This window comes from Mucilaginibacter koreensis, from assembly GCF_054783355.1.
Genome location: NZ_BAAGQS010000001.1, coordinates 1,748,126 through 1,763,529, shown reverse-complemented (window position 1 = coordinate 1,763,529; position 15,404 = coordinate 1,748,126). Strand labels below are relative to the sequence as shown.

General features: G+C 45.4%; 10 protein-coding genes. 2 read left to right on the top strand and 8 right to left on the bottom strand.

Going from position 1 to position 15,404, the window contains the following annotated elements; all coding sequences use genetic code 11:
* Positions 1-32: 32 nt before the first annotated feature.
* Genes ACYVNW_RS07985 through ACYVNW_RS07960 form a run of 6 tightly spaced genes read right to left on the bottom strand, consistent with a single transcriptional unit; the run spans position 33 to position 8,264 of the window.
* Positions 33-851, bottom strand: coding sequence for an energy transducer TonB (locus ACYVNW_RS07985; protein ID WP_460679323.1), 819 nt, complete (start codon positions 849-851; stop codon positions 33-35).
* A gap of 2 nt (positions 852-853) precedes the next feature.
* Positions 854-1,252 (bottom strand): ExbD/TolR family protein, encoded by a 399-nt coding sequence (locus tag ACYVNW_RS07980; RefSeq protein WP_460679322.1) that lies wholly within the window; start codon positions 1,250-1,252, stop codon positions 854-856.
* A complete protein-coding gene (locus tag ACYVNW_RS07975; protein WP_460679321.1) occupies positions 1,249-1,959 on the bottom strand; it encodes a MotA/TolQ/ExbB proton channel family protein in 711 nt (236 codons plus the stop codon). Before ACYVNW_RS07975 ends, ACYVNW_RS07980 begins: the two co-directional genes overlap by 4 nt.
* 8 nt (positions 1,960-1,967) lie before the next feature.
* Positions 1,968-3,236, bottom strand: coding sequence for a hypothetical protein (locus ACYVNW_RS07970; RefSeq protein WP_460679320.1), 1,269 nt, complete (start codon positions 3,234-3,236; stop codon positions 1,968-1,970).
* 43 nt (positions 3,237-3,279) lie between these two features.
* Positions 3,280-5,118, bottom strand: coding sequence for a TonB-dependent receptor (locus ACYVNW_RS07965; protein ID WP_460679319.1), 1,839 nt, complete (start codon positions 5,116-5,118; stop codon positions 3,280-3,282).
* Positions 5,118-8,264: a tetratricopeptide repeat protein gene (locus ACYVNW_RS07960; protein ID WP_460679318.1), complete on the bottom strand. Its 3,147-nt coding sequence runs from the start codon at positions 8,262-8,264 to the stop codon at positions 5,118-5,120. Before ACYVNW_RS07960 ends, ACYVNW_RS07965 begins: the two co-directional genes overlap by 1 nt.
* Before the next feature lie 308 nt (positions 8,265-8,572).
* Here ACYVNW_RS07960 and ACYVNW_RS07955 point away from each other — a divergent pair, with 308 nt between their 5' ends.
* Positions 8,573-9,631 carry a hypothetical protein gene (locus ACYVNW_RS07955; protein ID WP_460679317.1) on the top strand — a complete coding sequence of 353 codons (1,059 nt, stop codon included), beginning with the start codon at positions 8,573-8,575 and terminating at the stop codon, positions 9,629-9,631.
* Positions 9,632-9,719: 88 nt separating this feature from the next.
* On the top strand, positions 9,720-11,012 hold the full coding sequence (locus ACYVNW_RS07950; RefSeq protein WP_460679316.1) for a BamA/TamA family outer membrane protein: 1,293 nt from the start codon (positions 9,720-9,722) through the stop codon (positions 11,010-11,012).
* A 2-nt stretch (positions 11,013-11,014) separates the two neighbouring features.
* On the opposite strand, the gene ACYVNW_RS07945 is transcribed toward ACYVNW_RS07950, so the two are convergent.
* Complete coding sequence (locus ACYVNW_RS07945) at positions 11,015-11,383, bottom strand: response regulator transcription factor (RefSeq protein ID WP_460679315.1); 369 nt, start codon at positions 11,381-11,383, stop codon at positions 11,015-11,017.
* A 1,182-nt stretch (positions 11,384-12,565) separates the two neighbouring features.
* Positions 12,566-15,301 carry a M14 family metallopeptidase gene (locus tag ACYVNW_RS07940; protein ID WP_460679314.1) on the bottom strand — a complete coding sequence of 912 codons (2,736 nt, stop codon included), beginning with the start codon at positions 15,299-15,301 and terminating at the stop codon, positions 12,566-12,568.
* Positions 15,302-15,404 lie beyond the last annotated feature (103 nt).

Genomic DNA, 15,404 nt, shown 5'->3' with positions numbered 1-15,404 from the left:
TGGCAATAACTGCCATCAAAGGTACAAATTGCTTACTGCCTTTTAAACCTGAATACAATGCGGGCGCGGGTTTGATCGGGCGCGGTTTCTGAGGCGGTGATGCGGGCGCGTTTGGCGGCCTGTTCGCAGCGGTCAATTACATCGGCATTGCTTACAGTAGTACCACGGCCGGCCTGTGCATAGGTAACGTTGCCGTTTTTGTCTACAATAATGTCTACAATCACCAATCCGTCTACATGTGGGTCGAAGTTCAGGCTGGGTTTTACCGAAAAGCTGCGGTTATCCATCCCTTGCAGGGTACCGCCTGTGCCGTTACCGCCTTTGCCGTAATCGGGCGTTAAAGTAGAACCGTTTGGATCGCCCTGATTGCCGGGTTTGTTGCCGGTGCCATCGCCTTCGCCGGTGCCATTGTTGGTTTTGCCTTTGTATAAGGCGTTTTGGTTAATGGTAGGCTTGGCTTCGGTAGGCTTGGCAGGTGTAGTGGCTACTGTTGAACTTTGCTTTTTATCGTTAGCGGCAACCTCAGGGGCATCTTCGGTATTTTGCGTCACCACATTTTTGTTGCTGCTCTCTACATGCGAAGGCTGCTCAGTAGGGGGGGCAGGCGTTACCTTATCAGGTTTGGTATGGTTGGCGTTTTCGGCTACCGAAGGTTCTTCGGCGCTCATATAATCATTTCCCATGCCTTCGTCAACCGTACCGTAGTTTACCAAAATTCCGCCGGTACCTTCCTGCTCTTTTACAGGTGCTTTAAATACCAGAAAATAACTCAAAGCCATTACCAGCCCCAAAATGACGCCGGTAGCCAAAAAGGCTTTAGGATAATTATTTTCTTGCTGACGGTAATCCATAATTACTTGGGTTCGGTAGCCAATACCAGTTTAATGTTCAATTTTTGTGCCGTATCCATTATCTGCACTACGTTTTGTATGGCCACTGTGCGGTCAACATACAATACAATAGTCAGTTCGGTGGCCAGTGTTTTGTAACCGGCCAGCGTGTTGGAAAGATCGGCCTCAGCCACTTCCTTCTTATCTACGTAGTATTTAAGATCTTTAGTAACCGATACCGTAATGGTTTTTTTAGATACCGACTGGCCTGACGATGATTTGGGCAGCATCAGCTTGATCACGTTCGGGTTGGTTACTGTTGATGCAATCAGGAAGAACAGCAACAGGAAGAACATGATATCATTCATGGCCGAGGTATGCACCTCGGCACCGGGGCGGCCTTTCCTTCTTCTTAAATTCATACGGTAGCAGGCTCTTCTAACAGGTCGATAAATTCAACAGCGTCGGTTTCCAGTTTCAGAATTACTTTGTCCACCATCATGTTCAGGATATGGTAGCACACATAGGCTACGATACCTACAAACAAGCCGGCAGCTGAAGTTACCATCTTTACATATAAACCGCCCGAGATTACACCCATGCTGATATTATCTGTTTTAGAGATATCATAGAAAATTTTAATTACTCCGGCAATGGTACCCAGGAAACCGAACATGGGTGCAATACCGGCCACAATGCCGATGATGCCGATGTTCTTTTCCAGCTTGGCTACTTCTAGCTTGCCTACATTCTCAATAGCGCCTTCAATTTCTTTAATAGGGCGGCCAATGCGCAGTAAGCCTTTTTGCAGCATGCGGCCCAGTGGCGAGTTGCTGTTGCGTGCCAGTGCAATGGCCGAATCCAGCTTGCCCGACATGATGCTGCTGCGAACCTGCTGCATCAGATTAGATTCGTTTTTAGCGGCCTTGCGGATGGTAAAGTAACGTTCAAAGAAAATTACCAAACCCAGTACGGCCAGTATCCCGATAGGCACCATAACCCAGCCCCCTTTAACCAGCAGGTCGCCGAAACGTAAATCCTGGTCGGGTAGTGGGGCGGCAGTGGCAGCGCGGTTTATCGTATCGGCAACTTGCTGTGCCGTGTCAGTAACTTGAGCAAGAATGGTCATGTAGTGTTTTATTTTGGTCGTTGTACGTAAGCATCTTTAGTGGCCTTTCCGGCAGCCTGCAGCTGGTGCAGGTGCATACTGGCCTCATCATAACTCGGATAGGTGCCCAGGGTTAACTTTACCTTGCGGCCGGGCAGGCTTTCATATATACGGGCAGTTACACCCACTTTTTTATAGGCCGTAATGGCCTGTTTGGCTATTTTTTCGTTAGCAAAAGCGCCCCCCATAATATCATAGCGTTGCTGTGGAGTTAACGTTTCGGCAGGTGTAGTTGCTGCCTGATTATCAGGTACAGCTACAGGGCGGGTTACGGCAACCGTTGTGTCAGCCGTTTTGGTAACAGCAGGGGTAGTTGCTGCAACCACTGCGGACGTATCGCTGCGCTCATTCTGGCCGGCTTGTAGGGTGTCAATTTTCTTTTCGGTAGCTATGGTATCAGCATTATCATGTTTTACTGCCACCTGTTGTGGTGCGGCCCGGTGCGAAAACAGGCCCGGTTTGTATTGGTAAAGTGCCAGTAATATAATAGCAGCTACAGTAACAATAATTAATACCAATATCCAGATATTGATAGCTGTTTTGGGCTCCGCTACTTCTGTAGCCTCCGCTTTTATAGGTGCCGCCTCTTTGGTGTTTTCTGGTACCCGTTTAGGTTTAACAGGTGTTGCAGCAGGTTCAGCTTTGTTTTCACGAAGGGTGAGCACCTCCGGAAATATGGCCAGTTCGGGCGTTGGGGCCGGCGTAGGTTCTGCAACCGGTGCCGCCGGTGTAAAGGTGCCTGCAGGTGCCGCACTAATGGGCGTTGCTTCCGCCACAACTGCTTCCTCTATCACTTGAGGTGTTGTCTGGGAGCCTGATAATTGATCCCATATCTTATTAACAGACAGAGCCGGCAGGCCGAAATATTCCTGCTCGTAAGTTGAACTGGCAGCATTGGGCTTAAAAGAAAGCTTGTCGCCCTGCATGCGCATCCAACCCAGTTGGTCTAATGCAATATCTGCTTCAGCGGCCTGTTGCTTCAGGTTGTTGATGTATTTTTCAACAAAATAAGTGGCCGAGGCAACCGAAATTTTCTTGCGTTCGCTCAGGTAAGTAGCCAGTGTGGTATCATCCGAAGCCTGGGCTTCGAAACTGGTTTCGTAATGCGGCGGGTGGAAGATGCTCCGGTCATCGCGGTAATAGCCGTCTTTACGCACCTGACTGAAAAAGCCCAGCCCGGGCACGCTAAGCTTTCCTTGCTTACGCAACAGTTCGCCTATATATACAGCTAAATCCATTTGATGCTAAAAATAATTAAAACCCGCCGGTTTGCAAACTCGATTAAAAACTAAAGCCCGCGCCTCCAAAGATATTAAATCCGTAATTAGGATAGTACAGCCACATCTGGTTATTGGTATTTAAGATGTTGTTGGCCTGAACAAACACATTAAAGCGCTTGTTTACCTTGTATGATACACCACCGCTTAAATCGGCAAATGAGCCGATGGTGCTGTACACCGGTGTACCACCAACGCTGTTGTTTGCGGTGTGAGGATCTTTAGTAGCCCCACGGATTAGCAATGAGCCATTGATATCTACTTTGCTGCTGATGTGAATAGCAGTACCTGCGGTTAGGGTAAACTTAGGCAGGTTCCAGGCAATGGGTTCACTCGCCAGCGAGTAATCTTTAAACTCTACACGGCCAAACAGGTCAAAATCATCTGAAGCACGGTAGTCAAGCTCACCGTTAAAGCCGGTAATGCGTGAGCGGCCATTGTCATAAATAACAACAAAGGCGTTGTTGGTACCGGTAGCGTTGAAGTTGCTCACCAATAAAGGCAGGTTTTTAACGCTGTTGCGGAATACTGAAGCTTTGAAGCCCAAGCCTGAAATGATGGTACCTTTCAATCCCACGGTCAAATCCAGTTGGTCAACCGAGTTTTGGATATTCAGGTTGTGGCCCATGAAAGGATTAATTAATGACAGGCCTTGCAGCGAAGTACGGTTAACATCACCTTTGGCTTCGGCAAACAGGCGGACATATTTAGGCACTACCTGTAATTCCAGTTTTGCAGCCGGGAAGATATAGAACTTTTGTGCGTAGCCAAATTGGTCAACAATGTTGATACCCGCATCAATTTTATAATTATCGCCCTGAAATTTTAGGTAAGGATTTAAACGCAGCAGGCTGTTGTTTTGCGAGTAAGCACTATCTGTTTGTGAAGCTACATCAATTGAGGCGGCTAAACCGGCATAAAACTGCTTAATGGTTTGATTGAGGAAACCCGATACCACAATGTTATTCTCACGTGCTTTGTAAGCATCGCTGAACAGATAACCTTTGAATTTGGCCCCATAGGTAAACACACGGTCGGTATCTTTATAGTTTTTAGCCAGCTCGCCTTCGGTACCAATGGTACTGAAATGTTGCTTAGCCGGATCGAATGCTACCGCAGGCGGGTTATTTACATCGTAGCCGTAAAAATAGTTGCTGCGGTAATTGTAGTTAAGTTTACCGCTTACAGTGTTTTCTGCACCAATGTATTTGCCAAAAGCGCTTACATCGTTACGGGATTCATTTTGTTTATTTAGGCTTCCCTGCTGGGCAAAGTGCTTTACAAAGCCGCCGTATTGCAGGGCCTGATCCTGGCCGTTGTTAAAATAACCTTCGGCGTAAGTGGTTTTCAGGCTGCCTAAACCCGCTTTCACGTAGTTATTGTAAGCAATGGTATCGCGCTCGGCAGGCAGCGGCATAGCCACCAGCGGGCGGATTTCGGAATCTTTCGTTTGCTTTTTATCCAGCAAACCATTGTAGGATAAAGGCGCTTTGTACGGACTTACGTCCTCCAAATCGGGGTTGCGGCGAATTTTTACCGCATCGGCCAGTACAGGTTTGTAACTGGTGGTTACCACAATTTCTTCGGATAGTGTTGCTGCCTGTGCAGGCGGGGCAGTGGTTTGGCCGCCGCGCCTTGCTGTATCAACTGGTGATTTGGTAGCTGCTGCGTCACCCAATTTTTTGGCAACCGGCCTTGCCACCGGCTTACTGGTGGTTTTCTTAGTAGTCGTACGTTTGGCCGGCGCTTTTTGAGCCGGCTTTTTTACCTGTGCTTCTGCAGAAACAAAGCAAAATGCAAAAGTAAACGTAAGCAGGAGTTGGCTGGGAATAGTCAGTTTCATTATTGCTGTATTTCTTTGTTTTCGCCTGAATTTGCAGGAACGGTTTTAGTAGAATCGGATTTAATAGTGGTGCTGTCGGTGCCAATGGCCGGTGCAGGCGTAGCCTCAAGCGGTGCGGCCTGCTGCGGACTGATTTTTTGCAGTTTTTCTTTTGCTGTGCTCAAAATATCATCGTTGCCTTTGTAGTTGTCAATAATACTTTGCAGCGTGGCTTTTGCCTGATATGTATCTTTTAAAGCGATATAGTTATCGGCCAGCAAAATATAAGTTTTGGCTACCCAGTAATCGTAATTGGATAGTTTTTCGGCCAGCTCGAAGCAGGTTTTTTGTGAGGCTTTGTAGTTGCCTTGTTTGTATTCAATTAATGCCACATTATACTTGGCCTCGGCTGCTGTAACGGTTTTAGTGCTGGCTACTGTAGCGTTCAGTTCTTTTAATGCACTGCTGTTATCGCCTTTTTGCATATAGGCCTTGCCTGCATATAAGCCTGCGCGGTTTTTGTCTTCTTCTGATGATTTTTCGTTATCACGAATCAGCTTCACATAGTGCAGTACATCATCCGGCATTTGCATTTGCGAGTAGCAAAGCGCCAGGTTATTTACAGCAAAGGTGTAGTCAGCTTTGTATTCTGAATTGGTTTCCAGGCGTTTCAAATACACCACCGCTTCATTGTATTTCTTTTGCGACAGGTACAGTTGTGAAATACCGATCAACGATTTTTCGGTATAAGCACTGGTCCAGTCGTTCAGGATGATGTGGTAATCATCTACCGCCTCATCATAACGGTTCAAATGTACCAAACCCTGTGCACGGATAAAGCGCAGCTGCTTGTCGTAAATCGGGTTTTTAAATTTATCGTAGTAAGAGTTTACAGCCGATACCGCACCCTGCCAGTCGCCTTTCAGGTACAGGTTGTTGGCGGCAGTTACCATGATGCTTTCCTGCTCGGCTGCGGTGTAGTTGCCTATAGGTGTGGTAGCCGCGTAGCTAATGAAAGTTTGAGCATCACCTTTATCGGTATAAATCTTTTCGATTTGCTTTAATGATTGCTTGGCCTCGTCGGTTTGCGGATAGCTGGCTACCACTTTCTTGAATGATTCTACAGCCGCATCGTCACGATTGGCGTTATAATCAATTAAGCCGATGGTGAGCAGTGCGCGCGGAATGTAGCTGCTGCGCGGATATTTCTCCACCATGGCCAGCAAATCAGACTTGGCGCGGTCGCCATCATTTTTCAGAAAATAGGTATAAGCCATTTCGAAAGCGGCATCATCCGCAAAATCTGAATTCGGGAACTGGCTCAATACATCGCCCAGAGTGGAAATTTTGCCATCCAGCGAGCCCTGCAAACCCTGAATCATACCCCGTTGAAATAAGGCATAATCTTCGCCTTGACTGCGTTGTGCAATAATGCGGTTATAGTAGTTAAGGGCTGTATTGTAATCTTTCAGCACAAAGTAGCTGTCGGCCAAACGGGCGGTAGCATCATTGATGGTATTGCGGTCTTTTTGCTCGCCTGCCAAAAATCGCTCGAAATTATTGGCCGCTTTGCGATACTGCTCCGCACCAAAGGCAGCGTAACCCAGGCCATAGTTGGCATAGTTGTATACGCTGGTCTTTTTAGCCTCCGGCATTGCCAAAAATTCTTCAAAACGTTCTACCGATTCGTTGTACTTACGTACCTCGTACATAGATTCTGCCTGCCAGTAAGTAGTTAAGGCGGTAATATCCGGGTCGATAGGGTAGTTGAGTGAGCGGATGAAAATACCAATAGCATTTTCAAAAGCACGCTCGTTATAAAATTCTAAACCACGGTAATAGGTTACTTTCTGGTAAGCCTGGCCTGCGTTGTTGGAAGTAGAAGCAATTGGCTCTAAAATTTCTACCGCCTCTTTATAGTTCCGAGAGTTCAGCAGTGCTTCGCCTAATAAAGTTTTTACCTCATCGGTACGTTTAGAACGGGGGTAATTTCTTAAATATAAACGGGTAGCATCTAATGCCTGGTTATTGAAGTCCAACTCGTAGGAAAGCTTGGCGTATTCAAATAAGGCGTCTTCCTGTATCTGCTTATCAAAATCTAATTTGGCAGCTACCTGGAAAGCGTTACGGGCGCTTTGCTTGTTGTTTTGCTTTAAAAACAGCGTACCTAAAGTATAGTTACCGCTTTGTCCGTAGGTATCGGTTTGGTCAACCAGCTTTTCCAGTTCTGTGATGGCTTTGGCATCGTTGCCCGTTTTATAGTTGGCATAACCAATTTGGTAACTGTCCTGCGAGTTTTGGGTGCGGCCCAAATCCTGCTGTTGAAAACGGTTGTAATAGGTAACCGCTTGCTGGAAATTGTTTTTGGCAAAGTATGCAGCCGCTACCAGGCGCAGCATTTCAGTTTCATGCTGCTGTTTGGTGCTATTTAAAATCGGTATAGCGTAGCTGATCACATCATCATAGCGTTTATCTAAAAAGTAAACGGCGGTAATGTAATAGGGGTAGCTGCTTTCATACTTTTTAGAGTTTTTCAACCGTTCAAAGTTGACCAGCGCCAAATCATAATCCTTGTTCAGGTAAGCAATGTAGGCAAAGTAATAGGTGGCATCCTCTGTAAAAGGCGAGCGTGTGGTTTTTACCTCGCTGAATAGCGCCTGCGCATTTTTGTAATCGTTCAGCTCAAAATAAGCGTAGCCTTTTCTGAATTTGTATTCGGTGTTTTCGCGGCCGTTTAAATCGCCGGCCTTTATTTTTTCAAACCACCTCAAGGCATCGGTATAACGTTTCTGCTTGGAGTAAAAACGGCCAATTTGGAAGTAAGCCAGCTTGCTGAACGGATTTTCGGGATGTTCTTTAATGAAGCGCAGAAACAGACTTTCGGCATCGTCATTGCCCAATTCGAGGGCGCAAAGCGCTTCGTAATATTGAGCGTTCTCTTGCAGCAACGTCAACTCCGACTCAAAACGGGGCTGATTTAAGGTAAGCAGGCGTTGCGACTCGATGAGCCTGAACTGCTCGGCCGCAGCTACGAATTTTTGCTTGTCCATCAACTCTGTAGCCGTATGGTAGGTGCGGAAAAGGTTGAACGACGGGTTTTGCTGGGCAGCAGCCGGTAAGGCCAGCAGCAGCGGTGCAGAAAATACAGCGTACTTAAGTTTAAACATAAGGTGTTCCTATGATGATTGCCTGTAGAAGCAACTGCAAAAATGCAATCCACAGCGGTTAATCACAAATGATAAAGCACATTTTAAACGAAGGCATTTCGCCAGTGGTATAACAAGTGCTTTTTTTTGTTACTCTGTTTAATGTTTAACGCTGGTATTCAGAGCGAAAAATAATCGTCAGGGAGGTGTCAAATCCCCATGAATCAGTAGTTTAAGATACAACTACAAGTTTAATTGCCGTTAAAAGTAAAATGCAATTACATAAACGGATTTTTATTCGAACTGGCCTGATGCCGGTTATTATTTTCTTGTCAGTTATATTTTCTTCATATCATACACCTGTAATTCCAGTTACTCCTATTGTTTTACAAAATGAGGCGGTACCTATCGCAGCTAATTATTATGCTGTGGCGGGTGTGCAGGATTTAAGGACTGAAGCATCGGCCATTGCCCATTTAATTTCAGATGGCCCCATACCGGTGACTGAGAAAGCTGATGTGCAGGGGGGCGCTTTGCATGCTTTGCGTAATTTTATACAGCATAATGTAAGCAATGGTAATAATTTGCGGCAGGTAGTGATAGGTATTAAGCAATTAAAAATTAGTGAAACGCTCACGCCCGATAAAAAGGTAAGTGGCAAAATAACCCTTGAGCTATCTTTTGGATTGAAACACACGGACGACACAGTAAGTCTGGTGACTTACAAAGGCGGCATGCAGTATATGCGCCCTGTGGGTAACCGCCAGGTGATTGAACCCAGTTTGCGCCGCAGCTTGGTGAGTGCGCTTACCTGGTTCAATATATGGATGAGTAAACAGGTAGACCATAATCCTTTGCTGGCTACTGCAGTAAAGCTTAAGTTTCGGGATTGCAATAACAATACTGCCGATACCATTTACTACAACATCAATCGCCCGCTCAACTGGGATGATTTTAAAGATAAGGCCCGTAGCAGCCGTTATACGGCCGAGGTATTTCCGGGCTTTGGTTTTGATGAAGATATAAAAGTTGAGCGTAGCACGATTTATATAGATGTAGCCCTAAAAGTATATATACCCAAAAGCGCTTGCTGGGTGAAACCCGACTACCGTACTGATGAAGTGCTGAGCCATGAACAGCGGCATTTTGATATTGTAAAAATTATAAGTGAACGTTACAAGCAGCAATTACTGCACACGCCGCTACCGGTAGAAAACTATGATGGCGCCTTACATGCCCTCTATTTTGATTACATGCACGAGATGAATGTAATGCAGGATGCGTATGATGGTGAAACCCGCCATGGGCAGGATACTTTTGCCCAGGCACAATGGAACCGGAAAATTCAGGCAGAACTGCACAACTATGGCATCGAGATTAAAATTTAATTAAAATTCAGTCCGGAATTGATCGCGTAATATTTGTATTGTAATTTTTTTATTACATTACAAGTCCTAACTAATTGAAACCTGATTGATGTTCAAAGCTGCATTGGTATGTGTGCTGATAAGTATATTATGCCTTAACGTAACTGCCCAAACTAAAAGTTCATTTACAGATTCGGTAACTAACCAAACCGATATCTATGATGTGATTGCAAAGCTGCGTAAAAAGAAACGCGAACCTGTTGAAGATGTCAAAAAGCTTCAAATTGCATTGATTCCTTCTGTAGGGTACAACCCGAGCACAGGGGCTGATTTTGCCCTGGCCTTATCAGGTGCCAAGTATACCGGTAATCCGGCTACTACCAATCTGTCGGTTGGGGGAGTAACTGCTTATGTGGCTACCAAAGGTTTGGCATCGGTAGAAGTGAAACACAGCATTTTTTTACCTGATAACGAATGGAACCTGCAAGGTAACTGGCAGCTGGCCCGCGCTGTATCGTTTGACTATGGTACCGGAACCGGGCGCCGGATGCAGGACGGGAGCTTCTCTCTTATTGGCCTGCCCATTGAGAACAATGCGACGGCTTTTCCGCTTATTTACAACTACCTGCGCCTGAGAGAAAAGTTATACCGCAAACTTACCGGTAAATTTTATGCGGGATTGGGCATGGCTATTAACCGGTACCGGCGTATTGACGATGAACGGCGCGACTCGAGCAATATCCGCACTCATCATTACAGCTACAGCAGGCGTAATGATTTCAACCCCAACAAGTATTCAGCCAATGGGGTATCCGTAAACTTTCAGTATGATAGCCGCGACCAGCCCAACCGGCCTTACCGGGGAATGTATGCCGATGCAGGGCTCAAATACAATACGCGCCTGATGGGCAGTACACATGATGCCTGGCAATTGCGTACAGAGTTTCGCAAGTACTTTAGCCTGTCGAAACAAAACCCCGAACATGTGTTGGCTTTCTGGCACTGGGGCAGCTATTTGATGCGTGGTTCTATCCCATACCTTGAGTTGCCCGGTACGGAAGGCGATACATACGGTCGCAGCGGCCGGGCGTATACAATGGGCCGTTTTAAAGGACTGTCGTTTTGTTATGCAGAAACGGAATACCGTTTTCCGATAACGGCAAATAAGCTTATCAGCGGTGTATTGTTCGTAAATACAGAAACGGCGAGTGCCGAAACTGCAACTATGCCTACATTACTCAGGCATCAAAAAACAGGGCTATTTACCTATTGGGAAAACGGTGCAGGTACCGGACTAAGATTTTTGTTTAACAAGTACACCCGCTCTACTTTATGTATTGATTACGGAATTGGTAACTACGGTTCGAGCGGGGTGTTTGTGGGGTTAAATGAGGTATTTTGATCTCAGGCAGCAGGTTTTAACTGGGTCTGAATTTTTTTAAGCAATACATTGATATCAAATGGTTTAGCTATAAAATCATCAGGGGCACAATCCTGCCTCAAAACATCAGACAGGTTGTGGCTGGCCGAAATCATGATTACCGGGATGCCATTGGTTTCAACAGTAGCCTTTACGTTCTTACATAGGTCGCGCCCGTCCACATTGCCTAACATAATGTCTAACAAAATTAAGTCGGGGGCGTTAGCCTTGATCTTATCCAACAGCATTCGGCCGTCTGATAAGGTATCTACTTCGTAACCCGAATCCTCAAGAATGAATTGAATGACTTCCAATATATCTTTATCATCGTCAACAGCTAATATCCTGCTCATCTTATAAATATCTTTTTAATAAAGCCGGAACTGATGCAGTAATCCTTTCTGATTTCTTGTGCTTAAACCACAATGTTCCTTCACTATCTCTTGCAATATATAAGCCACTTCTTGCAAATGTGGAAAAGTTTTCTATCCTGGGGCGGCCTGATTGGCTTGCATGTATCTCATTCATATAAAAGGCTAATCAATACGTATACCACTAGCCGGAGTTCAAATTATAGCTACATAAATTTTATACGCAGGCATTGCAGCAATTGATGTTTAAGCCTAAATTTAAACTACTGTATTGCAATTAAATAAGTGATGATTGGATAACAGGTTTGTGAGTTAAGGTAATTATCTGTTAAAACATTCACTTTTGCGGATAGTAAATTATACACCTTGACGGAGTAAACTCCACATATGCCGGTAAACAGAACTTAATCATTTACAAGCACATACCGGCTTTTTTTACATTTAGCGCAATAGTATTTTTTTATAGGAATAAAAAAGAGTACATTCTTCAAAAACCAGCTTCTATGCTGTTGAAAGTGAAAGAGGTGCCCGCAAACAGGGCATGATAATTTGGGCTTACGTACGGATTTGGTCACGGCTCGTTAGGTTTACAATTGGGTAAACATACGAGGTAAGGGCAGAAAAAGATTCTAAGAATGTATAAAGTAAAAGCAATGTTACATGGGGCTGATTGCAAAATCAGGGCTGCCAGATGTAAGGTTTACGTTTACACTTATAGCATGCATAACGTTTAATGGGCAGCCAAAAAAGCAAAGCTTTCACTAAAAAACCACGATGTGCCCTTGAACTTAACGGAGATTTGCATTTAGGGCAATTGACCACTTTTTTTTCTCCGCTGCTGTCAATAACTGTGAGTACCATATGCGTTTGTTTAATTAGGGGGTTATTTAACTAATGTGTTTTATCATTTACCTATTAACTAAATACTTCAGTAAATATATAAATTATATATGATGTAAATATCATCGCTCTTAAAAATTTAATTGTTTTTTAATGTGTTCCTTAAATTATTGATAGCTAAATAGTTTATTCGATATTTAAAATGTAAAAAGGGCGCTTGATGATATCAAGCGCCCTTTTATTAAATGTTAATCTAAAATTAAAATTATTATAAAATTAAGATATTAATATAGCAAAGATTAACAATGAACTTTGTTAAAGCTATTATTTGGTATTCAGCAGGTATAATTGGTTGAACAATAGCTTAAAGGTTCCCTGTGCCTGCCCCCTGAATGTAATTTCGGGGCCGAATACATCGAGTTTGCCTTTGCCTATGGGGGCTTCAAAAGCAGCAATGGTATGGTTTAAATAGCTTTGCCCCCAGGCCCAGCCACTAAGTAAAGGGGTTGCAGAACTAAATGTTAATAGTGGAATAATATTTTTTGCATCTGCACCAGGTTTTAATTTAAACACCGGGCTGGTATCATAGTCTACGTCTGCAGTGGTATTCATTCCCCAATTTGCGGTTTGGCCGGTATCAACGCTTGCTTGTAATATACTGCCCGGTACATAAAATTTATCAGCCGAAAGTGGGCGCCCCTGTCCGCTCGTTGTCTTCTCTACCAAAGCATTTTGCACCGGCAAATTCAAATGGTAGGCCAGGTTAGCGCTGGTACCGATGGTAACAATATGGCCGCCTGCTTCTAAAAAAGCTTTCAGTTTTGGTACCGATTTCTCGGCACTGATGCGGCCCACCATACGCTGGTACTCGGCAGGCAGGTTGCTCGTTCTGTTGCTGCCTTCATTCGTGCCGCTTCGGCCACCTGATGCCGGGATAGAGCCGCTGGAAAATACGATTACATCGTATTTATCCTTCAGGTTGCCGGCATCAATATCCTGCGTATACATTACCTGGAATGGAAATTTATACTGCTCCATCAGCCAGCGTATCCAGCCGGAGGGCATCGAGCCACCGTAAGTATCCCACAGCGCAATGCGGGCAGGCACAATTTTCTCGAGGTTACCCGGTACTGCCGGTGAAGCGGTGATTTTGAGTCCCAATGTTGCTGATGCATTGCGTAAAATATTGTTCACCTCATTATCAGTACTTACATAAAAAGCGCCGCTGCCCAAACCTGCAGTGTTTCCGTTTACACGGTATACGCTTTTACCTGCTTTTAACAGGTCATTAACCGCTATAAATGAATTATTGGCACCGGCGTTAAAGTAATAACCATTAACCGAGGCAGCGAACGGTTGTACGGGTGGCTTTTGTAAATCCCCATAGTTGATTCGCTTAAACGGCCCATCAAAGCCTTCCAGTACACGGTCGAATTTTACGCCCATCTGGTAGGCCAGTGTCCAGCCGGTAATATCATAGGGGCGAACGGGCGGGCCGCCAGGATATTGAAAATCATTCGGGTGATCCTGCGGCTCGAACATATCCAGCACATGCGGGCGAAATGCCTGGTTTGTTTTTACTACATAAGAACCGGCCGGATAGCTTTTGCCGCCAACACTGAAGCTGGCGGTAGCCTGCTGCACCACAATGCCTGATCGGATAAGGGCATTGATGAATTTAACGGCCGTAGGAAAATCCGTTTGATCGCTCGGGATGATATAACCGCGAGCATCGCGCAGCGTTGGGTCTTTTAACACCTTGTCATAAAACTTTACCGGTACGCCTGCATTGCGGAAAGCACCATTGGCGGTTTGCCGCGAACTGGTATCACTTTTAAATGCCCGGTTAATCGAGTCAATCCGCTTGGGCGACAGTGTCCAGTTATCGCGGTTGCCACGCTCTATTGAATTTTTGCCCATTCGGTAAATATTAAACAGCAAATCCTGCCGCATATGGGTAGCATAGTTGAGCACGGCATAATTAAGCGATACCGAGTAATCAATACTCTGCCTGAAATGCCAGGGCTGTGGCGCTACCGGGTTAGGCGTGGCTCCGTTCGGAATCAGGCGTTCAGGAACCAGCGGTATGGAAGATGGGGTAGGGCTGCCAATAATTTCGGTAAGCAGGCCTACCATGTTATGGAAATAAGGCGCCGTGCGCAGGCCGCCGTTCCACCAGGTAGAAAAACTGGTGCCGCTGCGCTGTGTATAACCAGGCTTGTTCTCCGCGTTGAGGCGGTTATTCATCGCAGCGCCTACAGCATCAATGCTGGTGACCAGCAAAGGGTCATACACATAATTATAAGGGTCGCGGTAGGGCGGGCCGGCCACTACCGAGCCGGCGGGGCCGGTTTGGTGATGGTTATACACAATTTGTGGTAGCCACTCTATATACTGCTGTCGGGTAATGTTTTGCGATTCTTTCATGTTCATCATAAAAAAATCCCGGTTATTATCGTGCCCGATGTATTTCTGCCATAACCGCGGCACGTTCATATTGCGCTTGGTCGAATCCTTTTCCTGCATGTACCATTTGGATACCAGTTCCTGGCCATCGGGGTTGGCATGCACCATCAGGATAATCGTATTATCCAGTATATGCTTTGTTTCAGCATCGTTACGGGTAACCAACTGGTAAGCGGTTAAAATCAGTTGATGAATGCCCACCGTTTCAGTAGCATGCAAGCCACCGTCAATCCAAACTACAGATTTACCCTGGTCAGCCAAGGCACGGGCCTGGGCATCAGTCAGGTTTTCGGCGTGGGCTAATTGCTGCGCTATGCGCTTGTATTTATCCAGCTGCTTTATATTTTCAGGCGAGGATACGATCAGCATAAACTGGTGGCGGCCTTCTTCCGTTTGGCCTATGTCTACGTATTTGGTGCGTGCACTGGCAGCCAGTTTCTTAAAATAAGCTTCGGTTTGTATAAAGTTAGCCAAGTGGTAATCGTCGCCAATAGTAAAGCCGAAATGTTGTTTGGGTGTCGGAATATTTTGCGCCTTTGCGTTACCGAGCAAGCTGCCGGCTAATAGAATTGTTGCGTAGAATTTATATTTCATGCATCAGGGGTTGTAGGTGGAGGTATTGAAGTGGCAATTTAATATTTATTGCTGTGCCGGGTTGTAAAATTATTGAGAAACAAATGCATAGCGTTATTCAGCA